Here is a 23533-nt window from a genome sequence, read left to right as displayed (position 1 = left end):
TTCTTAGCGGCTTCCAGCCAAGCGTCGCTCCAAATAACTGACGAACGCGCTCAACGGAAGGGTCAGAATCAGATAGAAAACAGCTACAAAAATGTACACATCAAAGGTAACAAACGTATCAGCGGAAATCAGATCCCCAAAATACATCAGGTCAAGACCTGCAATCACACCTAATACTGAGGAGTTTTTTACGAGATTGATAAACTGGTTGCCCATCGGCGGGATCACGACCTTGATCGCTTGCGGCAAAATGATATAGCGCATTGTTTGTCCATACGTCAATCCCGAGGAACGAGCGGCTTCTGTCTGTCCTTTTGGAATCGCCAGAATGCCTGCGCGGATCGTCTCCGCGATAAATGCTGCCGTATACACTGTCAAGCCAAGCGTACCTGCAATAAAAGGCTCCAGCACGATACCAATTGCCGGTAGACCCACAAAAAAGAGGAACACGACGAGAATCAACGGGATATTACGCACAAACTCAACATAAGCCGTAGCGATCCACTTGAGTGGTCGAATCGGAGAAATCCGAAAGATCGCAAAGAGCGTCCCCAGTGCAAAGCTCCCGACGAGAGCAAGCAGGCTCGCCTGCAAGGTGTTCCAAAAGCCTTCGAGATACATATCCATGTGATCAAACAAGATAGAAAAATCGATCATCTCTTATGCGATCCTCCTTGTGTGCAAAATTCAGTTGGGGATATAAGGGAATGAGCGGCAGAGTAAACCGCTCATTCTTTATAGAGTCGAACCGCATTATTTTTTAGGTTTTGTTCCGATCCATTTTTCATAAATCTTGTCGTATTCACCGTTTTCTTTCATTTCTTTCAGCAAATCGTTCACTGTTTTCACGAATTCAGCGTCACCCTTGCTGATTGCAATACCGTATGGCTCTTCCGTGAAGGTTTCTTCTGTTACACGGTAGTTCGGATCTTGCTTCGCCATACCGTACAGGAGAGCGTTATCAGTTGTCAGCGCGTCACCTTGACCAGCTTTGAGTGCTGTGAAGGCTTCCGCGTAGTTTTCGAATTCCAGTACTTCTACGTCAGGAGCACTCGCTCTGATGTTTTTTGCAGAAGTAGAACCTTTTGCGGTCACGATTTTCATGCCTTTTTGCATGTCTTTCAGACCGTTGATTGAGCTGTCCTTTTTCACCAGGAAAGATTGACCCGCCAGGAAGTACACGTCAGAGAAGTCTACTTCTTTTTTACGGTCTTCCGTAATGGTCATCGTTGCGATGATCGCGTCAATTTCTCCGTTTTTCAGCATCGGGATACGTGTTTTGGAGGTTACTTCCTTCAGCTCGATTTTGTTTTCGTCCCCGAGTACTTTCTTCGCAATTGCCTTCGCAATATCGATATCGAAGCCTTCTACATTTCCGGTTGCCGGATCTTTCAAGCCGAACAAGTTCAGGTCGTACTTCACTCCGACTACGAATTTGTCTCTTTCTTTGATTTTTGCCAATGTGCCTGTACCTGCTGCAGCTGGTGTACCTTTTGCACCGCCTTCTGTTGCACTACCCCCACCACAGCCTGCCAACGCAGTTGCACTCAGCATGAGTACGAGACCCATACCTGCTACTTTTTTCCACAGCTTGTTTGCTTTCATCTGAATTCCCCTTTTCTCTATCGTTTTATTTTTTAGTGATTCAAAATCCGGCTCAAGAACAAACGCGCACGCTCTTCACGCGGACTTGCGAAAAACTCCTCTGGTGTAGAATCTTCGAGAATCGTTCCCTGATCCATAAACACGATGCGGTCTGCCACTTCGCGGGCAAAGCCCATTTCATGCGTTACGACTACCATCGTCATGCCTTCCTTCGCCAGCTTCTTCATGACGTCGAGAACTTCGCCGATTGTCTCGGGGTCCAGTGCAGAGGTCGGTTCGTCAAACAGCATGATTTTTGGTCGCATGGCCAGTCCTCGTGCGATTGCGACGCGTTGCTGTTGACCACCAGATAGTTGCGTTGGGAACATTTCTGCCTTTTCCGGAATCCCTACCTTTTCCAAATAGTAGAGAGCCGTTTCTTCGGCTTCCTTCTGCGATACGCCCAGTACCTTGGTTGGTGCCAGCGTAATGTTTTGCAGTACGGTCTTGTGCGGATATAGATTGAAGTGTTGGAACACCATGCCGATGTCCCGACGCAGCTTGTTGATATCGGTGTTTTTATCGTTCACTTTCACCCCGTCTACCACCAGTTCTCCGCTTGTAACCGTTTCCAATCTGTTGATGCAGCGAACCATCGTGCTTTTACCCGATCCTGACGGGCCAATGACCACGACGACTTCTCCCTGGTTGATATGCAGGTTGATGTTCTTGAGGACATGAAAGCTTCCGTAATGTTTATTTACTTGATGAAAACTGATCAACCTTAAATCCCCCCTGCTCTATGTCTTATTTTGTATACTAATGTCGAACTACTCAAAACTACTGAAAAAGACAAAGAAAAGTTTTTCTGTTTACAATTTTCTAATAACACACAATAAAAAAACAAAGTGAACCTACCAGTCGAATGGGAGCCAATATACCATGTAAGACCTGAATGGAGGCCGGCCTATGCTTCCTGATAGCTTCTCATTCCTTGAGGGCAAACAAGGTACTCCGTATAGCGTCATGATGGGTCAAGAAGGCCAGCAGTGGCTGCATGAGCTTCAAGAAGAAAGCAAGGAAACAGGTAAAAATGTCGTATGGAAAGTTGTTCCACAGACGACTTCTCCTATCGAAGCCTATACGAGCGTGTATGAGAACGAGCAGAAAGAACGCATCTTTGTCACGGTCGAGAAATTCCCGAAAGAACAGCTAGATGTACAATTGAGTACACCAGAAACAACAAAATACGATGCAGTAACTATCAGTGGAAAAAAAGCGCATTACACGAAAAATGACCAGTTCTTGTTCAGTGAATCCGGTCAGTATCAAGAGCTGTCTTGGCTGGATCAAGATGGAGATCAACCGATTATGTATCGTGTAGCTACCGATTCGCCAACGGTTTCCAAAGAAATGCTGCTCCAGGCTGCAAGAGCAAGCCAGCAGTAACAAATAGAAAAAAAGAAAAAACCAGTTCAACGCTCTTTATGCGATGACTGGTTTTTCCCTTTTAACCTATTACGCATTCAGATCATACAGTCCTGGACTGTGTTCATTTGGCTGTTCCGGCATGATAGGAACCGGGAAGCCCTCAGGTGGCGGAACTACTTCCAAACTGCCGCCATTTCTACTCGGTGACTGTCCGTTGAAGATTTCTCCAATACGAGTGTTATCCAAGCGGAAATTGAACTGAGCATTGTGGAAGCCCATTTCGACATACTTGCGGCACTCAGGATACTTGTTTATGTCGTAGTTGGGGATAGGGAACAGCTTGCCCCAGTTCACGCCTAATGTCTCCAATGCCTTTGCGAAGGCGTTTTGATGGGCGTTATCCCGAACGATTAGGAAAGCAAGCGTTTCACGGAATGTTTTGTTCGAGCTCATTTCGTAAATGCGTGACTTTTGCAGGACACCGGTTGATTCCAGCACCAGGTTGTCGAGAAGATCGCTTATCAAATTTCCATGATTATACACATAATTCCCCATCCATGGATTTCCTGCTGCATCGACGGGTAAGGAGCTTTGCGCACCCACGATGAAATGGTGCGGGTTCGCGTGCTTGACTGCCTCATCAAGCGGTGCTCCGTCAACCCCCGCATTACCGGGAACATCTTCACCACTCCCCGTCAGCAATTGATTAATCGTGTGCTGTACAAGTTCCACGTGCGCTATTTCTTCCAAAAAAACACCCCGTAGCAAATCACGATACGGTATGGCATTCCCACGGAAGTTGTTCGCCTGGAAAAAATATTGCATCATGGTGCGCATTTCTCCAAAACGACCACCCAAAATCTCCTGGATGACTTTAGCTGCCGCCGGGTCTGGTTTATCTGGAACAATCATGTTAATCAAATCTTCCTTGTAAAAGTACAAAACGGATGACCTCCCACCAAATAGATGAATGCTAGGTCTTAGTTTGGATGATGACGATCTACTTTAACCGGAAAAAGCAAGAAAACGGCACTTGAATAAACCCGACTATTTTGTAAAACAGTAAGCACCATAAGGACTATAAAGGAAGGAGAATAAAAATGACTCGATTTTTAATTAAGGCTGCTGTTAACGGTATTATTGTTGTCGCTTGTTTATGGTGGTTTGCAAATGCATCCTGGACATCCGCCATTTTAACGGCACTCGGCTTAACCGTCATCGCCTATCTGATTGGCGATCAATTGATATTACGAGCTACCAATAATGTTACGGCCACGATTGCAGATGCAGTGATCGCTGGGATTTATTTATGGGCAGTTGCCAGATGGCTGAATTGGCCACTAAGTTTTGGCGAGTTAATCATTACGGTAGCCCTTTTAGGTGTGGCAGAACTTGTATACCATCGCTATTTGGGGATATACGATCATAATCGTGTCCAGAAAGAACCCGGTAAATAATTCTCCTCTTCCTTTGAGGGGATATATCCTGTCTCCCTTGTAAATCTTATCTATGGGTTACATCACAAAGTTAGGAGAACCCGAATGGATATCAAAACTCTATTGAGTACCGGGAGGACGTTAATGGGTATTTTATCAGGCAATCCGCAAAATGAACCTATGCATTATGGCGAGGTATTTGGAGTATGGATGTATCTTTCAACAACAAAGGGCTTGCTTGCTAGTTATCAAACAGCGCTCAACCATACTGGTGATCATGATCTGAAAAGCTTTCTCGAGGACATTACGCGAAGCATGAAACAAGAAGTAGAGCAACTGGATGAATTGCTCAAAGTGAATGGGATTGGATTGCCACCTGCACCACCGGATCGACCAGTAGCGAATCTGGAAAGCATTCCAGCTGGAGCTCGTATGAACGATCCAGAGATCGCTGCCGGTGTTTCAAGAGACATTGCAGCCGGATTGGTTGCCTGCAGTCAAATCATGGCTCAGTCCATCCGGGAAGATATCGGAATGCTTTTTGGTCAGTACCATGTTGCAAAAGCCCAATTTGGCCTCAGGTTGCTCCGCATTTTAAAAGAAAAAGGCTGGTTAGTTCCGCCGCCTCTTCATATGCAAGCGCCAGAACTTGTCCATGCCTAATCTTGGTGATAAGCACTGTCTGATTGGCAGTGCTTATCGTTTTTACCTATTTTGAACTGGGGGATGCACGATTGAAAAAAACAATGATCGGTGCCTTTCTCTTTGGAGTAGGTATCATTGGCATGCTGGACGGCATTATCTTTCATCAAATCTTACAGTGGCATAGTGTCGACATGTATGGAGATCGACACCATCAGATCATGAGTGACGGTTTCTTCCATTTATTCGTGACGGTTATCATTTTCATTTCGGGCATTCTTCTGTGGAAAAGCAATCCTTTAGGGACTGTGTACTATTTCTGGAGTAGTTTTTTCCTCGGAGCTGGTATATTTAACTTGATGGAAGGAATCGTTAACCACCATCTCCTGCAAATTCATCACGTCAAGCCGGGCCCGTCTCAATTCTTATACGATATTTATTATGATGTATTCGCACTTCTGCTGATTGTAATCGGATGGCTGCTGTATAGGCGCACAAAATCTAAATGAAGCCATTCCATTTTGTCGGTTAGCGAGTGGCGTGCTCGTACAATTTCCGCGCGAACTCCTCCATCAACTCTCGCTTAGCCAACAGCTTGCGCATCTGTTGAGGCAAGCCCTCTACTCCGTAATAGGCACCTGCCAATTGACCGTAGACAGCTCCCGTCGTATCCGCATCATCCCCGAGGTTTACCGCCAGGAACAGGCCTTCTTCAAAAGAACTACTGCTATAAAAAGCCCAAAGCGCCGCTTCAAGCGAATCGACGACATACCCCGATCCTTTGATCTCTTTTCTCGTTTTCTCTTTATAGGAGCCATTCGCAACACGGGCGATTTCAGGATCAAGCGGTTGCTTTTCCCATAAATCGGCTACAGGAGAGAACGAATCAGCAAGCAACTCCTCTTTGGAAATACCTTGTAGAGCACCCACAAGCAAAGCCCCCAAAAAACGACAGCCGTCTACTGCCTTAGCCGTCGCGTGTGTCGTGCGAGAACTTTGCGCGCAATAATCAATGGCAAGCTCCGGTTGATCGGCATAATAGAGTGCGACAGGTGCTAGCCTCATCATGGAGCCATTCCCTGCCGACATCGGATGATCCGATCCGCTAAATGGAATTTTTGTCTGCTCAAATCGCCACAGCGCTTCTTTGGTGATATTCCCGATATCGAAGCAATGATCCTTGCAGCTCATGTAACCCTCACGAAACCAGGCTACATATCGGTTCATCTGATCAACCGGATCGAAGCCGTTCTGCGTAATCAAGCTCTCAGCTAAGCAAAGAGCCATCGACGTATCATCCGTCCATTCCCCGGGTTTTAAATTGAACGGTCCTCCGCCGACCATTTCTGTAAGCGGCTCGAAGGTCCCCGGTTTGCGAAATTCTAAAGTAGTTCCGAGTGCATCTCCAACGGCCAACCCTAGCAAACTTCCCGTATAGCGGTCACGTAGTTCCACACCTGCACACACCCTTTTTCAGAATTATCTGTTCATATCAAACAAAACATCTGGCAATGACATTTTGACCAACGTATTGTTCATTCAATTCATCTGTCGCTACCTTTTCTTCTGTGCTCGCAAGCGTGATAATCTGCGGCAGAACCAGCTTGTAACGGTCCTCCATCACGGTTTCAAGAACGTACTGTTCCTCTTCGTCCCACAAAAGAATTCCTGCCAAAATTCTGGTCTCCACACAGATCCCCTCCATTTTTTCTCTTTTGAATATGTACGAAAGACGGGTACAATGACCCGCCTTCTAGTGCCTTACGTAATGTGTATACTTACTGCTCTTTTTTCAGGCGTGCATCCAGAACAAAGTTGCCGAATGGCAGTAATGAAGCGATAAATGCCCCGATTACTTTCAGGAAAGACCATTTATTGGTCATTGTAACATGTGCTAACGCCAAAATATACAGGACAAAAAACAATCCATGAAGCGAGCCAGCAATTTTTACTGCGGCTGGATAATCCCAAAAATACTTGAGCGGCATAGCAATCCCGAGAAGGACCAAATACGAGACACCTTCGATCAGGCCGATGAGACGGAAACGTCCGAGGGCAGAGTTCATCATGTGCGGGTACCATCCTTGCCATTGAAATTACCACTATTATAAATGAAAAACTATCATAATGATGAAAATAGTCCAATGTTCATAATATAGTCAAAATCAACGGCCCCAAGCTTCTTCTCGGATGCGTTCCATCCAGCGCATCTCTGCCTGCAAATGCTCAATGGCACCGATCAGAATCGCTCGTGCTCCCCAGCTGAGCCTCTCTCTTTTTTCCTCCTGGATCGATTCCAATAATCCAGCTAACCGTCTTACCTCCCGGATGTTATCTTCCAAGGCCTCATCCATTTTTTGCGGATCACCGTACGAAGCAAAAGTAAGCGCAGCGTAAATCGGATTGGTCAGCTGCATCGGTTTTTGCAGCTCTTCCAAGAGAAGCTGTTGAAATTGCTCTTCGCCTTTTGGCGTGATCCCATACATCTTCTTATCTGGGCGGCTAGTTTCACGAATGACTTCTTTGACCTCAATCATCCCGCTCTTTTCCAGTTGGTCGAAGGCGTAGTAGAGGGAGCCTTTGGCGTATTTCATGTAACAATCCATCCCTCTAGCCTTCACCTGCTGCTGAACCTCATAGGGATGCTTCTCTCCTTCCATCAGCAATCCCAGAACAAGCAATTTTAGACTCATGACGATTCTCCTCTATCCACGTTCCGGTTTCGGTGCGGAAGGCGATTTCCCCAGCGCCCGATCATTTCCCATCAGCAAAATGCACACGAGAGCAAGAACAGCAGGAACGAGTGCCCACATAAACGTATTCGCTATCGAAGAAGCGAGAATATCGATCATTTGATCCAAAACAGGAGCCGGTATGGATTCGCGCGCTTCTGGTGTCAAAATCGCTCGTGGGTCTGTCATGGCATTCGTCATCCCTTGACCCCCGAAGGCAGAGAACAAGCCGTTTTCAAACGAGTTACGTTGCAAGATCCCAAACACGGTGATCCCCAATGTCATCCCCAATGAACGGGAAAAAGAGTTCGTTGAACTGGCCGATCCTCTTTGACGCATATCAAAGCCATGAATCGCTGAAATTCCCAAGGTGGAGAAAGAGAAGCCCACGCCAAACCCTGCAATCACCATATAAAGCGTCACGATTGAACGAGGAATATCAGGCGTCAGTGTACTCAAAAGAAAAATACCTGGTATGAAAAAGGCAGCGGACAGAAGCATAATATTGCGGAAGCTGGTCTTCGTCGTCAGAAATCCTCCTACTTGGCTGCCAACAACCGAACCAAGCATCATCGGTGTCAACAGCAATCCGGCATTCGTCGCTGACCCGCCATATACCCCTTGGATAAAAATCGGCAGGTACACAGTAGCAATAATGAAAGCAGATCCATACAACAGTGCAATCGCATTTGTCGTGGCAAATAACCGCTTCTTGAACATGGAGAACGAAATAATCGGATCAGATGCCCGCTTCTCGACAAATAGAAAAATCACAAACAACAGGAAAAAGGAAGAGAACAGGCCAATAATCTGCATCGAATCCCATGCATATTGATTGCCGCCCAGCTCCAGTGCAAACATTAGACTCACTACAGCACCGACAAGCGTAATCGCTCCCCACCAGTCAATGCTTTGCTTGCGGTATTCCAACGATTCCTTGTAATACATCGAGATCAACCAGAGGGACACGGCACCAATTGGTACATTGATGTAAAAGATCCAGTGCCAGCTGACATACTCGGTAATATACGCCCCAAGCAAAGGGCCAAATACGCTGGACGTACCGAATACAGCTCCGAATAGTCCCGTCATCTTTCCACGTTTCTCCGGCGGGAATACGTCAAAAATAATCGTGAAGGCAATCGGCATCAGCGCTCCGCCGCCAATCCCTTGAATCGCCCGATAAATGCTCAACTCGACGATGCTGTTTGCCGTCCCGCATAAAATGGACCCTAACAAAAATACAATGAGACCAAATACGTAAAAACGTTTTCGCCCATACATATCGGAGAGCTTACCAAATATCGGCATCCCCGCCATCGTAGCGACCATGTACGCTGATGTCACCCAAACAAACTTATCCATGCCGCCCATCTCACCGACAATCGTACCCATCGCTGTCGCGACAATGGTGTTGTCCATGGAAGCCATCAGGAGACCTAGCAGCAGCCCGGCTAACACCATATTCACTTTACTTTCTCTTGCAATCATTACTTCGCCCTCCTGAGTGGTCAAATCAAAGTACTATACGTTATTATATTCAAATTTGACTACATCCCGAAAAAAAATGCTCCTTATTCTCGGAGCATTTTTTCTGTTTATTATCGCCCGAATGGTGACGGGCTAAATGGGGATGGCTGCTGGGCTTGATTACCCTTCCACATTTTATACGCCGCTTCTGACATCGGCTCCACTGTCGGCTTAATCTCTCCAGTGAATGGATTCTTATTATAGGGGAGGTTAAATGTCCGTGTCCCGTCGCTCTTACGCAACAAAGAACCATCCGACAGCTCCACCCAACTGCTTCCTGGTCCTCCATCGTCTACGACATAGAGGCCGTTATCATCCCAGGCCGGGTTAATTGGCACGTTATTTACCGGAGGACGTGTAGTCTGCTTCTTGACTGATTTTGTTGAGGTTTTCGTCTTTTGTGTTTTCTTCTTCGGTTTACTCGTTTTTGCAGTTGCTACCGCTTTTGTTTTTGGCTTCCCTTCGCTTTGTTTTTGCGCTGAAGCTGGTGCAGGTGCTGACACAGCCACAGGCTTTTCAACCGGATAGGCGGAAACGTTTGCGGCCCGCGGACTTTGATTGGCCAAATCCATAGCACGTTTGGTGATACCTGCTTTTTGGGAAATAGACGCTGTTTTTGTATCCGTTCGTCCATCGGTTTTTACCGCGTGAATCAATGTCGGCCACAAATAGGCGTTGAAGCCTAGTAAAGCGACCATCAAGGCAATACCTATGATTTTTTTCATAATAAGGACTCCTATGACTGAATGATTGTGGTAATAAAGCAATGACTTCTGGCCTATATCAAAATTTTAGACGATTGGAAGAAAAAAGAAAACACCTTACATAAACAAACTCCTTCTCATGTTGGTTTTGAGAAGGAGTTTGTTTTGCAGGAGTTCCTTTGACAATTCATTTCTGAGCAGCTTCTTGCTTCTCGGAATGTTGTTTGATTAGCTCCATAGTGTGATCAAGCAAATTTTTGCCTCCCGTTTTCCCATGTCCGGGTACAACGGTTTCGATATGTGGATATTTTTCGATTACCTTCTGAACGGAGTCATCCCACTCCTCTACATTGGCATCAGAAAGATTTCCGAGATCCTTGGCACCCAATGCTTTGACGAAGCATCCACCAAATAATATTTTGGATTGGGGAAGCCAAACGGTAATGTTATCTTTCGAATGCCCTTCCCCAGGATAAAAGGCTTCTAAGATAGTGTCGCCTACCTTTATTACTGGCTTTTCATCAAGAGTCGGATTGGGGGAGGGATATCCATATTCTTTCGCAAGTTTTGCCGTCAAACGTGTACTGCGTACCTCTATTTTTTGATCGAGTAACGCACGGATACCTGAAATGCTGTCATCATGTGCATGTGTAATCAGCGCCAACACAACGTCTTTCTTCCAATGCTTCTTGATCATCTGTAAGAGCTCTTCCGTTTTTTGGGTGTCGCCCCAGGCTGTATCAATCAGGACAACTCCTTTGGAAGTAGAAACGATTAAGCCATTGTGGTCATAGGTTGTGCCATTCCATTCTTGATAGGATGTATGTAACCATACTTTGTCATTTAATTTTGTTAACACAATGCTTTTCCCTGGATTGGTAATCTGGGTGGGAGATGATGTTGTCGTTTGGGCAATCGTTTGATTAGAAAAAGCTGTCAAGACTACGGCCACTGTCAGGAACAAACTGCAAATCGTTTTACTTATCCATCCCTTATGAATCTTCAACCGAATCTCACCTTTCTAACGTCGATTTTACTTTTGCCTGTTTCAAACATCCAAGCGATATCCATATCGCGGAATCGTCGTGATTTGCTGCCCGTAGTGCCGAAGCTTTTTCCTTAATCGATACACGAGCGCATTGACTTCCACCCGTCCGACATCCGGGACATTCCCCTCATGTATTCGTTCCGGCCAAACGGTCAGCATAATTTCTTCAAAACTAACGGCCTTGTTCGCCTTTTGGTATAGAAGCTTCAGCAAGTCCATATCTTTTCCGGTTAAAGGCAGTCTATTTCCGTCGATACGAACTTCTCTTCTCTCCAAATGAAAATCCAAACCTGGCAAAAGCGATGCGTTCTTCAGCTGCGTGAAAGGGAGCTCTACCGTATCATCCAGTCTATTGACCTCTCGTAAAAAGACGAGCTCGGCTACCCCTTTTGACAAGCTGATTTGATCCCCGTGACGAAGAATGTGAGAGGAGTAACGAAGCGGCTTCCCGTTTACCTCTGTGCCATGCTTGCTTTCCAGATCGATAATTTTGTAATCGTTCCCGATCCTTTGAAAGGCTGCATGCATTCTCGAAATGTACGGACTGGAAAAGGTAATGTCCAGTTGAAAACTAGTCCCCCTCCGCCCGATTGTACAGCGATCCTTCGTGAGATATTTGCGCGTGGCAAATTGGCTGGGGTCCCCTTTTTTTACGAGTAAGTATGCACCATTATCTATCATCTGGTGATCACCTCACGTGTTGATCGTTTACGGTTTTGCAGCCGTCAGTGCGTCAACAACAATCTTGGTAGCTTCAGCAATGAGCGCATCATCATAAGTGGCGTCCTGCTTATCTCTGCTAGACAGTACTGCAATGACAATCGGCTTTTTATTCGGTGGCCATATGATCCCTATATCGTTTCGCGTTCCGTAACTTGCCGCTCCGGTCTTATCTCCGACCTTCCATTCTTTAGGAACGCCCGCTCGAATCAGCTTGGCTCCCGTCGTGTTGCCTTGCAGCCACTCGATAAGAATCTTCTGCTTGTCAGACGACAGCGCATCCCCTACCGTATAGGCTCGGAGGCTCGTTGCAAGTGCTTTAGGTGTGCTTGTATCGCGAATATCTTCTGGTTTTGCCTCATTCAATTCAGTCTCAAATCGCTCGGATGTCGTTACGCTATCACCAATCTGTCTCAGAGCTGATTCAAAGCCTTTAGGTCCACCCAATTCCTTGAACAACAGATTTCCCGCCGTGTTGTCGCTATAACGCACCGCAGCGTCTGCAACCTCGCGAAGAGTCATCCCGGTCGCGACGTGTTTTTCTGTGATAGGTGAATATGTAACGAGATCGTCCTTAGTGTAGGTGATGACTTTGTCGAGCTCTCCCAACGGTTTCTGATGCAAGATCGCACCTGCCGCTAAAGCCTTGTACGTAGAAGCAAAAGCGAACCGTTCATCTTCTCGGTAAGCAACTGCCAAATCTGTTTCGGTGTCGATCGCATATACGCCAAGCCTCGCATCAAACTTGTTCTCCAACGCTGCGAACTTTTGGTCCATTGCAGATGCCGGCGTTTCCGTTTTTCCGACAGGCGTTTCAGCAGAAGAGCAGCCAGTAAGCGTGAGAAGCGTGAGTAAAACCGTTTTCACTGTGAATCCGAACAGTCTCGATTGATGAACTTTCATGGATGTCAAACCTCTTTCTTGAATAGTATAGCCTTTGTATTACACACGTAATATCGTACTACATTTGTAATCAACTGATTTCACGATAATATTACACGTGTAATCCATTGCTGTCAATCACCTTTTTCTTGCAAGATTCTTGAAAAAAAAGACGCCCTTTCAAGCAAACTGGATAACCGTAAATGGTTTTTCCAAGTCAGCTAGAAAGAGCGCACTCTATTTTTTGGGATGATCGGTCGATGATTGTTTCGCATCCAATATGGAACGAAGCTCCTGAATCTCCTCGTCCGATAAAGATTCCTTCTGAATGAACTGAACAAGCATTGATTTTAGAGCCCCGCTGTAAATCCGCTGCAGAAAAGACTGTGCCTCGGCGTGCTGGCATTCATTTTGTGAGTACAGCGGATAAAACGTATAGACTTTTTGGTTTTGATTGACGCCAACAGCATTTTTTTGAACCAAACGATTCAAAAGAGTACGTATTGTTTTTGGGTTCCAATCCGTTTGACCTTCCAAGGAGGAAATAATTTCGTTGGCCGTCAGCGGTGACCTTTCCCATAGCACATTCATCACTCGCCATTCCGCTTCTGAAATACTTGGCATGGATGTAGACACTGAAGTCTCCCCCTTTCGAAAATAATGACTGTAAGAGCAAAGGCTAGTAGAGACCTTTCGCTTTCAAAATAGATAAGGTTATTTCTGCTGCTGCAGGTCCATTCGCGTCATCTTCGCTTTGTATATTGGTAGCAAAGAAGTAGGTGCCTTCCTCGTTCTCTACATACCCGACAAACCAACCGTTCACATCTTTTTGATTGACGGTGCCCGTACCTGTTTTCCCGGAAAGAATCGCCCCCGCCTTTTTCGATAACCGGATGGAATCTTTCACCGTCTGGATATTATGTTCTTGAAAGCCAAACTGGTTCGTATAGAACGCTTTTAATAATTGTACCTGCTCCACCGGAGAAATCTTCAAGGAAGATTCTATCCAATATTCGCCGATTCCACCAGATGTATTGGCGTTCCCGTAGTTCAATTGTTCCAGAAAAGCTTGAATCATTTCCGGTGAGATGTTCTTATCCATCTCTTTGAAATACCAGGTCGTCGAGTTTCGCATCGCCGTAAATAGATCTTGATCCCGGTTCCACTGCTCATATGGATAGTGGATTCCATCCCATTTTAGCTGGGAATCTTCTCTCGAAATCACACCGGTCTCCAGACCAAACAAGGAGAGAAAAATCTTGTAGGTAGAGTTGGGTGAAACTCGTTGTGTACTTCCTGCCTCGTTATAAATCCGATACTGGTCGGCTTTCAAATCATATAAGACAAAACTGCCTTCAAAGCCACGGAAATAGTTGTCCAAATCCTCGTAAATAGTTCGATCATCTTGGAAATGATATCGGCTGCGATCGTCGGCTAATGCGGAACCAACAAGAACCTGACTGGCAACCAATACGACCACGATGGAAAAAATGACTGTGCTTTTCAGGTGCAACAGCTTTGTTTCCGCCTTGTGAGATGCGATTTTCTCGATGCGTTTTTTAACTGCCTTCTTGGAACCGTTTAGCTGATTGGCCAAAACGAGATTCCCGGCTCGACTTTCTTTATCCAAAAACTTAATGATGGTATGACCATATTCCAAGTAATTTCGCTTGTCTAAAAAGTTCAATACCGCTACATCACAAGCAATTTCACGGTCCACTCTCATTTCCCGAAAAGCCAGCCAAACCAATGGATGGAACCAATACAACAGCTGATACACGACGGTCACATAGTTCATGACAATATCATGGTTTTTTTGGTGCATGAGTTCATGCAAAAAGATATATTTCATTTCATTGATCGACAACCATTCATCAAAATGACTGGGAAGGACAACGTACGTCTTAAAAACGCCAAACGTCATCGGAGATTTGACCTGATTGGATTGTGCCAACACAATATGCCGCGTTATTTTTACATCCTTCTTGCATTGTTCAAACAAATCGATGATTTCTTGGTTGGTGATCACAGATGCTGTCCGCTTGATCTGCTGGATTTTTAGCCAGGCTGATAACGTGAAGGAAGCACAAACGAGCATCCCGACTACCCAAAAGCTGACGAAAATCGTAGAAAGGGAGTCTGATGTATAGCGACTTACCGACAACGTTAAATCCTGTACCCAATTCGCATTTTCAAACATAGGAGCTTGCGTGGCGAGCGTCGAGCTGCCAGCTTCATTACGTTGATGCATGCCTGAAACAAAAAGATTTCCAAAATCAAAAAAGTAGTTCGGGATGAAAGCTGGCGTCAAAGCGACCAACAAGAGAAACCACAAATTGTATTTCCATTTCGCCGATAGCTGTGAGCGAAATACTTTTCGAATCAAGAAAATAAGCGCGATCGTGCAGGAAGAAACGATCAAGCTTATCACCACATGATTGACGAACATGCTACTTGTCTCCCTCCCTACTTATACCTAGATAAAATAGAATCCGTATCAATTCTCCAGAGCAAGAGGAACGCTCTTCAACCTGACAGGATTCTTCATGTCAATTAGCACAGTAGCTTCATTATGTCAAAAACGAGACCACGATACAAGTTATCATCGATTGGGTGAAAAAGGAAAACACCTTCTTTACAAAGGTAAGAAGGTGTTTCTAACCTGATTTAGTTTGTTTTCAAAACATCGTGATCGACGTAACGCTCGCCATTCAATTCGCTGATGATATTGATTGCAACCTTGGCTCCATCACCAGATGTAATAATCGTATGTACGCTTACTCCCGCGCACGTACCTGCTGCCCAAATTCCTTCAATGTTCGTCTTTCCTTGTGCATCGACATCGACAACAGTTTTGATCCGTGGCTCCGTACCTTCTTTAGTTTTTACCCCAATCGCTTCTGCCAAAGTCACGAGCGCTCCAGTTGCAAGAATCACATGCTTAGCCTCAAAGCTGCCTTTTTCCGCTGTCTCTACAAGTAAGCCTTGCTCTGTTTTGGTAATATTGCTCACTTGATCGGCTACCAGCTCCGCACCGAATTTCGCTGCTTGCTTTTTCCCGATCTCAATGAGGTCTGGGCCTGAGATTTCCATGATGCCGTAGTGATTTTCCATCCACGCGCGCTTGGTCATGCTTTTGTCATTATCAATCAACAACGTCTTCTTCCCTGCTTTTGCAGCAAACAACGCTGCACTTCCTCCTGCCGGGCCTGCTCCAATAATTACGATATCAAACAAAGAAATCTCTCCCTTCCAAAATAACTTTCACAACATAATTATATACTAAGTATTGTAAATGTAACAACATCTATTAACTAGTTTATCCAGTGATTTTTATTTAGCTTCGAACGGAATACACCTTTATTTATTTTCAATGCAACACCATATTCAAAAAACAATTGATATAAGCATAAGTTTATATTATCCTAATAATTGGTAAATATTTGAAACAGGAGGATTAGAATGATTGATTTTATCAAAAAAGGAAAAAGATTGTTTTTAACCTCTCTTGCCTCAATGATGCTATTCAGCACTGTTCTTACCTCTAGTTTTGCTGCTGAGACAGATGTATTAACCAAATCATCCGTGAATGAAATGCTTCAATACGAATTTTCAAGTGAGGTCATGTCAGAAGACAAAAATGATCTTGAAAAATCACTTACCGATACTTTCGACAACCTAGACCTTGTTCTAAAAGGTATGAAATCCGATAGGGATCTTCAAGAAGCATTTTTAGAAAAGACTTCACTCGAAGATGACGTTAAAAGGGATCTGGAAGAGTATTTTTCCACCAGTCAAGATGATGAAAATGGGCTCAACAAATTGGTTAATGACGTAAAAGAGCAAATAGCTGAAAAGCATTCGGTATTGCCTGAAATAACAGAAACTCTACTATTGCAAAGTGGCTCAAGTTTTAGAAGCGAAGAAAAAGTTCAGCCTACCATATTACCCATTTTATTAAGATTTGCTCTTAAAGAAGCAGTTAAGAAAAAAATGGGGAAAAGGATACAAAAAATGGCTTATGATGAATTTGAAGAAAGAATAGAATCTGAAATATGGGCAGAAGTTGAAGCCTTGCATGAACAATATGATGGGGATATTGATTATGACGGGCCGGAGTCCAAAAGCGCTAGAAATGGCATTATCCAAGGAGAAAAAGTTTTCGATATAATAAACAAGAGGACGGGAAAAGACTTATTGAGATTTCATATGAAAAGAGTAGATGAAGGTTTAAGCATAGACTTCCATTGGCATAAAAGAGATGATAATTTTAAGTGGCATCATGGTCAAACTAAAATTACGAGAAAAAATCAATTTCCAGAACATTGGGGAGAAGATTAATGTATAGATAATTGGGGTACCCCGATTTTCTCTTCTTCAATAAGGAGTGAATGACAATCGAACTTCGAATAGGCTTTGTGATTGGCAAAAAAATTGATTGCAACAAAGTCCGGGAGATTTTATACACCTATGAAAACAAACAAGCTGCATCTTGCAAGGTAGTATTAGACTATATGGAGATGGACCCAGAGATTTTTTTAGATCGTTCCTACTCTTCCACATATCCAATCCCTATTAAAGATCCCGATCTCCTTGAAGCTGAACTTTCCCAGTTGTATGATTTTGTGTGGGTTGAAGTATTAGGTAATATTGAGCGACATGGCCACCCTTGCGTTATGATCTCCGATACAAAATATGAAGGTAAGCTCATCCATACATTAGACAAGCGAATGTTCATTTTTTTACGAGATATCATTAGTGACGATCAAGGGATACAACTTCTTGAGAAAATCCTCCATGTCCCAAAACCATTACAATGGCTCGTCCTCCCAAAAAAAGACGGAAAAACCCCACCCCCAGACTATATTCTTGACGAGATGGAGCAATGGGTACGCAAGTTGATTGCATACAAGATAGATGAATAAATAGGGAAAGGGCTATCTCAAACGTCTTGAAACGGATAATGAGATAGCCCTCTTCTTTTACAAAGATCGTGTAATCCAGAAGCGACGAATGACCAATCCATCGTCGTCTGTGCATTCTGACTCAAAAACGCCCCCGTTCTTCCGAATCGTTTTCTCCGATGCAACATTATCATAATCGCAAATCACCAATACTTCGTTTATACCCAACTCGCTTGTGATGTTTAGGGCTTGCGCTAAAATTTCCGTCGCATATCCTTTGCGTCTCTCCGAAGGGCGGATTCCATATCCGATGTGCCCGCTGTTTTTTCGTAGACGCTCGTTGAGACGATGCCGAATATTCACCGCCCCCACAATGCGTCGCTCCTCATTCACGAGCCAATACGTCGAATGAGGAACATAGCCATCCGGAAGATTGTCCTCGCTGCTTTCACTCTCCAGAAATTCCAGATACGCAGGAAAATCATAGGGCTCTCGATCCACTACCCACGGTACGATAGGTTCTCCACTTTCTTTCCACTCTTCGTAGAAGGAAATATACTCTGCTTGAAGCTCTGCACAAGGCTTCGTTACATACAGTTGCCCAGCCATCGACTTCACTCTCCTTGCATACTTTTGCGTAAAATTCTTTCTATTATAGCGGCAAGAAGATATTGTTACCAGCTAAATAATTTTCTACCTTCTTGAATCACTTGCATTGGATGACGAAAAGCCGCGTAGGAAGAAGCGCATTTCCAGTCCAAGCGCCTCTGGAGCCCAGCTCAGCTTCGGAAAAAATGGCGGGGAATTTCAGCTTCACTTATGGAATACTTCCTCGAAACTTCTACGTTTGAAGCGCTCCCGCCATTTTTTCCGAAGCGGACAGTCAATCCCCCTTGCGGGGCGTAGGCCGAAGCGTAGACTGGAAATGCGTTTCTTCCGTTCACTACCGCTACTATCAAAAAACAAAAAAACGCGGCACAAGCAACGATCGCCTGTGCCACGCTCTTAACTGATTAATATTTGTTAAACAACATGATCCAGAGGGAACCTGCAACGATTGTAAATACAATCACAAGTCCAAGAATCAATGTCTGTACGTTGTAGCGCGGTTTTTCTCCTTCGCGGATGTGCATGAAGAAGACCAACTGAATTACGAACTGCAAGACCGCCATTACCAAGATCGCGATCATGGTCGCCGTTTTACTCAAAATCGAGTTCATGACCAGCACGAGTGGGATAATGGTGAGCACGATCGACAGGATAAAACCGATTACGTACTCTTTCATCGATCCGTGACTATGATGTCCGCCATGGTTTTGATGTTGTGCCACCTTACATCACCCCCATCAAGTAAACGACTGTGAAGAGGAAGATCCACACAACGTCAAGGAAGTGCCAGTACAAGCTAAAGTTGGTAATTTTGCGGCGAGTAACCGCAGAGATTCCACGACGCTTCAGCTGTATCATCAACGCAGTCATCCAGAACAGACCAAGCGTTACGTGCAATCCGTGCGTACCAACCAGTGTGTAGAAAGCGGACCAGTAGCCGCTAGTCGCCATGGTTGCGCCTTCGCTCATCAAGTGCATGAACTCAGTGACTTCCAACACTACGAAAGACAGTCCCAAAAGACCAGTTACAGCCAGCCAAGCAATCAGCTGTTTCACATTGCCTTTGTTCATTGCCAGAACAGCGAGACCGCTGGTAAAGCTACTTGTCAACAAGATGAAGGTTGAAGCAATAACGCCTGGCAGCTGGAACAATTCCTGTCCAGTTGGTCCACCAGCAAAGCTATTCATCATTACCGCATAGGTTGCAAACAACGTACCGAACAACACGCAGTCTGTTACAACGAAAATCCAAAAACCGAGAACCTTAAGTTGCTCATGCTCTTCATGATGGTCGTGGTCGTGGCCGTGACCATGGTCATGATTCGTAGCCATCGTTACACCACCCTCCCCAGTGAAGCCTCAGTGCGACGCACTTCCTCCACCGGTACGTAATAATCCGTGTCGTATTGGAAGGAGCGTGCCCACATGCATGCGAATACTCCAATGAATCCAATAACGGCCATCCAAACCCATCCAAATGTGAAACCAAAACCTACCAGGAACCAGAAGTTCGCCATGATAAACGGAATTCCAGAGTTCTTCGGCATATGAATCGGCTCCAATTTGGCCGGTTGTTCTTTATAGGTGCCATTTGCTTTTGCTTCTTTTGTTTCCCACCAGTCATCCATTTCTTTCACTTGTGGAACAACAGCAAAGTTGTAGAACGGTGCAGGTGACGGAATCGACCACTCCAGTGTACGACCATTCCATGGATCTCCTGTCGTGTCGCGCTCACCATGCTTGATGCTGTAAGCGATTTGCCATACTTGGAAGATGAAACCGATACCCATCATGAATGCCCCTACAGTGGATACCAGGTTCAGGTCTGCCCAACCGCGATCCCAACCGTACGTGTAGTAACGGCGAGTCATACCCATGAAACCGAGCGCGTATTGCGGCATAAAGCACACGTAGAAACCAATATTCCAGAACCAGAAGCCCCATTTGCCCAGTTTCTCGTCGAGCTTGAAACCGAACAGTTTTGGCCACCAGTAGTAAATACCAGCCAGGTAACCGAACACTACCCCACCGATCAATACTTGGTGGAAGTGGGCAACCAGGAAGTAACTGTTGTGATACTGATAGTCTGCCGGAGCTACTGCCAGCATTACCCCTGTCGCTCCACCAATTACGAAGCACGGGATAAAGGCAATGGTCCACAGCATTGGTTGTTTAAAGGATATCCGACCACGATACATTGTAAACAGCCAGTTAAAGACCTTAACCCCGGTCGGGATCCCTACAATCATCGTTGATATCGCAAAGAAGGCGATAACACTTGCGCTCGTACCCATTGTGAAGAAGTGGTGAGCCCATGTAAAGAACGATACAACGGCAATGATCATCATCGCCCAAACCATTGATTTGTAGCCGAAAATCTTTTTACGTGAGAACGTAGCCACGATTTCGGAGAAAATACCGAAAGCTGGTACTACTACGATGTATACCTCAGGGTGACCCCACATCCAGATGAGGTTGAGGTACATCATCGGATTACCGCCGCCGTCCATTGTGAAGAAGTGGGCACCTGCGAAACGGTCAAGGAACAACAGAGCCAATGTTACAGTCAAAATTGGGAAAGCGAAGATAATCATAATGCAGCTGGACAATACGGACCAGCTAAACAATGGCATTTTGGAAAGCTTCATGCCAGGTGCACGCATTTTGAGAATCGTTACGATAAAGTTAATCCCTGTCGCCAAACTACCGATACCGGAGATTTGAATCCCCCAAATATAGAAGTTCTGACCTGGTCCAGGGCTGAATTCATTTTGTGACAATGGCGGGTAAGACAACCAACCAGCGTCTGGGGAGCCCCCGATTACGAACGAAAGGTTGAACAGCATCGCACCGAGCATAAACAGCCAGAAGCTGAGTGCGTTCAAGAACGGATACGCTACATCTCGAGCACCGAGTTGAAGCGGTACTACCATGTTAAACAAGGCAAACATCATCGGCATCGCCATGAACAAAATCATGATCGTACCGTGAGTCGTAAAGATGGCATTATAGTGATCCGAGTGCAGGAATTCTACGTTCGGGAATGCCAATTGTACACGCATCAGCAGGGCATCAACCCCACCGCGGAACAGCATCAGAAGCGATGCGATCAAATACATAATACCAATACGCTTATGGTCAACTGTAGTCAACCATTCGCGCCATAGCCAACCCCATTTTTTATACTTAGTCAGAACGAATAAGATTGCAATGATGGTCAGTACAATCGATACGTCCGCACCGTAAATCAGTGGGTCACCTGTTACAAAGAACGTGGATGCAAAATCCTTAATGTTCTCCCACACGTGGTATTCCTCCTCCCTCTCGCCTAGTGGTTCATACTGGAATGATTCATTCCAGGCATGTTGTGCGATTCAGTCTTATGCTGCGTATTTAGCGAAGTCTCACTAGAAGACTTGTCACCTGCAGGCGCAGGCATTTTCTCCATCACATAGTCCATATCGTGACCATGGCCATATTTCGCAACGATCTCTTCAAACATACCTTCTGGGAATGCAGAATACGTAAACTTATCTGTCACGCCAGGCTTGCGAAGTTCTTCATAATCTGCCTTCGTCATAGCTGGTGTCGTACCTTTTACTTCTTTCACCCATTTATCGAACTCATCTTTTGGTTTTGCGACTACATCGAACTGCATTTTAGCGAAGCCTTCACCAGAGAAATTGGAGCTAAATCCAGCGAATGTACCTGGTTCATCTGCTTGCAGATACAACTCAGTAGCCATTCCCGCCATCGCATAAATCTGTCCACCCAATTCTGGAACCCAGAAAGAGTTCATCGGTGCATCAGCAGATACCTGGAAGCGAATCGGTACGCCTGCTGGAATCTCCAAATGGTTAACAGTTGCGATATTTTGTTCTGGATACGTGAACATCCATTTCCAGTCCAAAGCCGTAACCTGAATGGTCATAGGGGCAACTTCTTTATTCGGGTTTTCTTTTAACACATAAACATCACGGACAGTAAAGTAACCCAGCAATGCAACGATAACGATAGGAATAATCCACCAAATTACCTCTAGGGTTGTACTGTGTGCCCACTCCGGCTTGTAACTTGCTTTATTGCCCGGTGTATCCCGATAGCGGTATACAATGAAAGCGGTAAGCGCAATAACCGGAACGATAATGACAGCGACCAATATCGTGGAAATAATAATGAGATTGTACTGCGTTTCTGCTACAGGTCCTTTTGGATTCAAGACGAGGTATTCGCTACCACAGCCTGTCAGCAGAACGGTGCCCAACACTGCCAAGATCCAAAACTGGATATGCCTCAGCATTTTTCCTCCGCTCATTCTCCTAATCCCTCCTAGTCACAAACAACGAGCATGTAATACTTTGAGAGCGCAGTTCTTTTCGGGTGAACTTTGCCTCACGTTTGTCGATAGTGCAGTCACTCTCTATGGAGAGGTCTCGAACGAGGTTTTGGAAAACCTTCTTTTTTTACGTGCATTCACACTTTTCGAGAGTTCCTCACAATAGGGGTTTTTTAACACAAGTGAACTTCACTATTTGCCGCATATACATACTATCAGAGTCTGCGAGCTTTTGTACTTGTTTTTAACGACGTTCAATATTTCGTAGCTTTTCTGTTACAAAGTGTTCACATACCAGTCACGAGTTGATCATATTCTTGTTAGGATTCTCCTGTAATGATCTTCAACACCCATTTTTGGTCATACCACCCAATTTGGATTGTCAAGATTTCTTTTCACTTTCAATAAAAAAAACAAAAAAACGCCAGCCTTATTTGGCTGACGGCAAATTTCCGTATAAATAAAAAACCTCTCATTATAATGAAGAAAATGAGAGGGATTATGGGACTATTTTTAACTAACTTAAGCGTCAGTTCTTTTTAGTGTCATCAAGCGAAACACCGTGCTCATAATGAAGATATTCATGCCAGCGATCAAAAATCCGATCGACACCATCAACGGCAAGTTCTCTGATCTGAAATCGTTTGCAGTGAAAGCCATAATAACGGCACCTACGAATAATACTGTCCAAGCCATCCATCTTAATACATCTGCTGCTTTTCGATCGTTATTCATAACACAAAACCCCTATCATCATAGATTTTTTGCGTGACCGTTTTTGTTTTATGCTCCTATTGTAACATAATATTCACTTGTTGTTCATATTTTGTTCAATTTTTTATAAAAAATTTGTCAAAACTTTTTTCATAAACCTATTGGCTATCGTATTGTTACAAATTTACTTTGTGTCACAAATGTGAAAGCGTTATTGTTATAATGAATAGAGTAAACGGTTTCATTCATTTATCGCATCTT

28 protein-coding genes are annotated in these 23533 nt (G+C 44.8%); 6 read left to right on the top strand and 22 right to left on the bottom strand.

Going from position 1 to position 23533, the window contains the following annotated elements; genetic code table 11:
- Window positions 1–3: 3 nt before the first annotated feature.
- The 3 genes from KB186_RS11205 to KB186_RS11195 all read right to left on the bottom strand — a co-directional run bounded on the left by KB186_RS11205 (window position 4) and on the right by KB186_RS11195 (window position 2366).
- Window positions 4–657, bottom strand: coding sequence for an amino acid ABC transporter permease (locus KB186_RS11205; protein WP_088906220.1), 654 nt, complete (start codon window positions 655–657; stop codon window positions 4–6).
- A 96-nt stretch (window positions 658–753) separates the two neighbouring features.
- On the bottom strand, window positions 754–1605 hold the full coding sequence (locus tag KB186_RS11200) for a transporter substrate-binding domain-containing protein (RefSeq protein ID WP_173608993.1): 852 nt from the start codon (window positions 1603–1605) through the stop codon (window positions 754–756).
- Between the two features lie 32 nt (window positions 1606–1637).
- Window positions 1638–2366, bottom strand: coding sequence for an amino acid ABC transporter ATP-binding protein (locus KB186_RS11195; RefSeq protein WP_007715956.1), 729 nt, complete (start codon window positions 2364–2366; stop codon window positions 1638–1640).
- Window positions 2367–2553: 187 nt separating this feature from the next.
- Between KB186_RS11195 and KB186_RS11190 the strand changes: the two genes are divergently transcribed.
- Window positions 2554–3033: a hypothetical protein gene (locus KB186_RS11190; protein WP_232773612.1), complete on the top strand. Its 480-nt coding sequence runs from the start codon at window positions 2554–2556 to the stop codon at window positions 3031–3033.
- 69 nt (window positions 3034–3102) lie between these two features.
- Here KB186_RS11190 and KB186_RS11185 read toward each other — a convergent pair whose 3' ends face one another.
- Complete coding sequence (locus tag KB186_RS11185) at window positions 3103–3957, bottom strand: manganese catalase family protein (RefSeq protein ID WP_173608994.1); 855 nt, start codon at window positions 3955–3957, stop codon at window positions 3103–3105.
- Window positions 3958–4115: 158 nt separating this feature from the next.
- Between KB186_RS11185 and KB186_RS11180 the strand changes: the two genes are divergently transcribed.
- From KB186_RS11180 to KB186_RS11170, 3 genes are all read left to right on the top strand, one after another.
- Window positions 4116–4472 (top strand): DUF2512 family protein, encoded by a 357-nt coding sequence (locus KB186_RS11180; protein WP_173608995.1) that lies wholly within the window; start codon window positions 4116–4118, stop codon window positions 4470–4472.
- A gap of 123 nt (window positions 4473–4595) precedes the next feature.
- Window positions 4596–5114 (top strand): DUF3231 family protein, encoded by a 519-nt coding sequence (locus tag KB186_RS11175; protein ID WP_173608996.1) that lies wholly within the window; start codon window positions 4596–4598, stop codon window positions 5112–5114.
- Window positions 5115–5185: 71 nt separating this feature from the next.
- The gene (locus tag KB186_RS11170) at window positions 5186–5602 is read left to right on the top strand and encodes a DUF2243 domain-containing protein (RefSeq protein ID WP_232773611.1); all 417 of its coding nucleotides are present in this window, start codon (window positions 5186–5188) and stop codon (window positions 5600–5602) included.
- A gap of 19 nt (window positions 5603–5621) precedes the next feature.
- Here KB186_RS11170 and KB186_RS11165 read toward each other — a convergent pair whose 3' ends face one another.
- The 12 genes from KB186_RS11165 to KB186_RS11110 form a co-directional block, all read right to left on the bottom strand.
- Window positions 5622–6548 (bottom strand): ADP-ribosylglycohydrolase family protein, encoded by a 927-nt coding sequence (locus tag KB186_RS11165; protein ID WP_221867489.1) that lies wholly within the window; start codon window positions 6546–6548, stop codon window positions 5622–5624.
- Window positions 6549–6585: 37 nt separating this feature from the next.
- Window positions 6586–6783 carry a hypothetical protein gene (locus tag KB186_RS11160; protein ID WP_229087967.1) on the bottom strand — a complete coding sequence of 66 codons (198 nt, stop codon included), beginning with the start codon at window positions 6781–6783 and terminating at the stop codon, window positions 6586–6588.
- Between the two features lie 88 nt (window positions 6784–6871).
- Window positions 6872–7162, bottom strand: a complete 291-nt coding sequence (locus KB186_RS11155) for a DUF3817 domain-containing protein (RefSeq protein WP_047070474.1) — start codon at window positions 7160–7162, stop codon at window positions 6872–6874.
- Window positions 7163–7258: 96 nt separating this feature from the next.
- Window positions 7259–7786, bottom strand: coding sequence for a PadR family transcriptional regulator (locus tag KB186_RS11150; RefSeq protein WP_173608998.1), 528 nt, complete (start codon window positions 7784–7786; stop codon window positions 7259–7261).
- A 12-nt stretch (window positions 7787–7798) separates the two neighbouring features.
- Window positions 7799–9316 carry an MDR family MFS transporter gene (locus KB186_RS11145; RefSeq protein ID WP_173608999.1) on the bottom strand — a complete coding sequence of 506 codons (1518 nt, stop codon included), beginning with the start codon at window positions 9314–9316 and terminating at the stop codon, window positions 7799–7801.
- A 110-nt stretch (window positions 9317–9426) separates the two neighbouring features.
- On the bottom strand, window positions 9427–10080 hold the full coding sequence (locus KB186_RS11140; RefSeq protein WP_173609000.1) for a hypothetical protein: 654 nt from the start codon (window positions 10078–10080) through the stop codon (window positions 9427–9429).
- A gap of 166 nt (window positions 10081–10246) precedes the next feature.
- Entirely contained in the window at window positions 10247–11065 is an 819-nt protein-coding gene (bla, locus tag KB186_RS11135; RefSeq protein WP_173609001.1) for a subclass B1 metallo-beta-lactamase, read from the bottom strand.
- Between the two features lie 42 nt (window positions 11066–11107).
- Window positions 11108–11788, bottom strand: coding sequence for an FHA domain-containing protein (locus KB186_RS11130; RefSeq protein ID WP_232773610.1), 681 nt, complete (start codon window positions 11786–11788; stop codon window positions 11108–11110).
- Window positions 11789–11815: 27 nt separating this feature from the next.
- Window positions 11816–12730: a BBI family class A beta-lactamase gene (blaBBI, locus tag KB186_RS11125; RefSeq protein ID WP_173609003.1), complete on the bottom strand. Its 915-nt coding sequence runs from the start codon at window positions 12728–12730 to the stop codon at window positions 11816–11818.
- A gap of 216 nt (window positions 12731–12946) precedes the next feature.
- Entirely contained in the window at window positions 12947–13345 is a 399-nt protein-coding gene (gene blaI, locus KB186_RS11120) for a penicillinase repressor BlaI (protein ID WP_173609004.1), read from the bottom strand.
- A gap of 43 nt (window positions 13346–13388) precedes the next feature.
- Complete coding sequence (locus KB186_RS11115) at window positions 13389–15158, bottom strand: BlaR1 family beta-lactam sensor/signal transducer (RefSeq protein WP_173609005.1); 1770 nt, start codon at window positions 15156–15158, stop codon at window positions 13389–13391.
- A gap of 218 nt (window positions 15159–15376) precedes the next feature.
- Window positions 15377–15946, bottom strand: coding sequence for an FAD-dependent oxidoreductase (locus KB186_RS11110; RefSeq protein WP_047070467.1), 570 nt, complete (start codon window positions 15944–15946; stop codon window positions 15377–15379).
- A gap of 225 nt (window positions 15947–16171) precedes the next feature.
- On the opposite strand from KB186_RS11110, the gene KB186_RS11105 reads away from it, so the two are divergent.
- Window positions 16172–17050, top strand: coding sequence for a YpjP family protein (locus KB186_RS11105; protein WP_232773609.1), 879 nt, complete (start codon window positions 16172–16174; stop codon window positions 17048–17050).
- Between the two features lie 50 nt (window positions 17051–17100).
- Window positions 17101–17634 (top strand): hypothetical protein, encoded by a 534-nt coding sequence (locus KB186_RS11100; protein WP_221867485.1) that lies wholly within the window; start codon window positions 17101–17103, stop codon window positions 17632–17634.
- A 57-nt stretch (window positions 17635–17691) separates the two neighbouring features.
- Here KB186_RS11100 and KB186_RS11095 read toward each other — a convergent pair whose 3' ends face one another.
- The 6 genes from KB186_RS11095 to KB186_RS11070 all read right to left on the bottom strand — a co-directional run bounded on the left by KB186_RS11095 (window position 17692) and on the right by KB186_RS11070 (window position 23293).
- Window positions 17692–18222 carry a GNAT family N-acetyltransferase gene (locus KB186_RS11095; RefSeq protein ID WP_232773608.1) on the bottom strand — a complete coding sequence of 177 codons (531 nt, stop codon included), beginning with the start codon at window positions 18220–18222 and terminating at the stop codon, window positions 17692–17694.
- A 404-nt stretch (window positions 18223–18626) separates the two neighbouring features.
- The gene (gene cyoD, locus KB186_RS11090; protein WP_069846383.1) at window positions 18627–18944 is read right to left on the bottom strand and encodes a cytochrome o ubiquinol oxidase subunit IV; all 318 of its coding nucleotides are present in this window, start codon (window positions 18942–18944) and stop codon (window positions 18627–18629) included.
- 1 nt (window position 18945) lies between these two features.
- Complete coding sequence (cyoC, locus tag KB186_RS11085) at window positions 18946–19554, bottom strand: cytochrome o ubiquinol oxidase subunit III (protein ID WP_232773607.1); 609 nt, start codon at window positions 19552–19554, stop codon at window positions 18946–18948.
- 2 nt (window positions 19555–19556) lie between these two features.
- Complete coding sequence (locus KB186_RS11080; RefSeq protein ID WP_232773606.1) at window positions 19557–21527, bottom strand: cbb3-type cytochrome c oxidase subunit I; 1971 nt, start codon at window positions 21525–21527, stop codon at window positions 19557–19559.
- A gap of 23 nt (window positions 21528–21550) precedes the next feature.
- Window positions 21551–22537, bottom strand: coding sequence for a cytochrome aa3 quinol oxidase subunit II (gene qoxA / locus KB186_RS11075; protein WP_173609010.1), 987 nt, complete (start codon window positions 22535–22537; stop codon window positions 21551–21553).
- Between the two features lie 543 nt (window positions 22538–23080).
- Window positions 23081–23293 (bottom strand): hypothetical protein, encoded by a 213-nt coding sequence (locus tag KB186_RS11070; protein WP_173609011.1) that lies wholly within the window; start codon window positions 23291–23293, stop codon window positions 23081–23083.
- Window positions 23294–23533: the final 240 nt, after the last annotated feature.

This window comes from Brevibacillus sp. AF8 (assembly GCF_021270385.1).
In the GTDB taxonomy this organism is placed as follows: domain Bacteria; phylum Bacillota; class Bacilli; order Brevibacillales; family Brevibacillaceae; genus Brevibacillus.
This window is presented reverse-complemented; position numbering and strand designations above follow the sequence as displayed.

Coding starts and splice junctions, on each gene's coding strand:
- KB186_RS11205 (WP_088906220.1), bottom strand. CDS start 657: ATGATCGATTTTTCTATCTTGTTTGATCACATGGATATGTATCTCGAA.
- KB186_RS11200 (WP_173608993.1), bottom strand. CDS start 1,605: ATGAAAGCAAACAAGCTGTGGAAAAAAGTAGCAGGTATGGGTCTCGTA.
- KB186_RS11190 (WP_232773612.1), top strand. CDS start 2,554: ATGCTTCCTGATAGCTTCTCATTCCTTGAGGGCAAACAAGGTACTCCG.
- KB186_RS11180 (WP_173608995.1), top strand. CDS start 4,116: ATGACTCGATTTTTAATTAAGGCTGCTGTTAACGGTATTATTGTTGTC.
- KB186_RS11175 (WP_173608996.1), top strand. CDS start 4,596: ATGGGTATTTTATCAGGCAATCCGCAAAATGAACCTATGCATTATGGC.
- KB186_RS11155 (WP_047070474.1), bottom strand. CDS start 7,162: ATGATGAACTCTGCCCTCGGACGTTTCCGTCTCATCGGCCTGATCGAA.
- KB186_RS11150 (WP_173608998.1), bottom strand. CDS start 7,786: ATGAGTCTAAAATTGCTTGTTCTGGGATTGCTGATGGAAGGAGAGAAG.
- KB186_RS11145 (WP_173608999.1), bottom strand. CDS start 9,316: ATGATTGCAAGAGAAAGTAAAGTGAATATGGTGTTAGCCGGGCTGCTG.
- KB186_RS11140 (WP_173609000.1), bottom strand. CDS start 10,080: ATGAAAAAAATCATAGGTATTGCCTTGATGGTCGCTTTACTAGGCTTC.
- KB186_RS11130 (WP_232773610.1), bottom strand. CDS start 11,788: ATGATAGATAATGGTGCATACTTACTCGTAAAAAAAGGGGACCCCAGC.
- blaBBI (WP_173609003.1), bottom strand. CDS start 12,730: ATGAAAGTTCATCAATCGAGACTGTTCGGATTCACAGTGAAAACGGTT.
- KB186_RS11115 (WP_173609005.1), bottom strand. CDS start 15,158: ATGTTCGTCAATCATGTGGTGATAAGCTTGATCGTTTCTTCCTGCACG.
- KB186_RS11105 (WP_232773609.1), top strand. CDS start 16,172: ATGATTGATTTTATCAAAAAAGGAAAAAGATTGTTTTTAACCTCTCTT.
- KB186_RS11100 (WP_221867485.1), top strand. CDS start 17,101: ATGACAATCGAACTTCGAATAGGCTTTGTGATTGGCAAAAAAATTGAT.
- KB186_RS11095 (WP_232773608.1), bottom strand. CDS start 18,222: ATGGCTGGGCAACTGTATGTAACGAAGCCTTGTGCAGAGCTTCAAGCA.
- cyoC (WP_232773607.1), bottom strand. CDS start 19,554: ATGGCTACGAATCATGACCATGGTCACGGCCACGACCACGACCATCAT.
- qoxA (WP_173609010.1), bottom strand. CDS start 22,537: ATGAGCGGAGGAAAAATGCTGAGGCATATCCAGTTTTGGATCTTGGCA.
- KB186_RS11070 (WP_173609011.1), bottom strand. CDS start 23,293: ATGAATAACGATCGAAAAGCAGCAGATGTATTAAGATGGATGGCTTGG.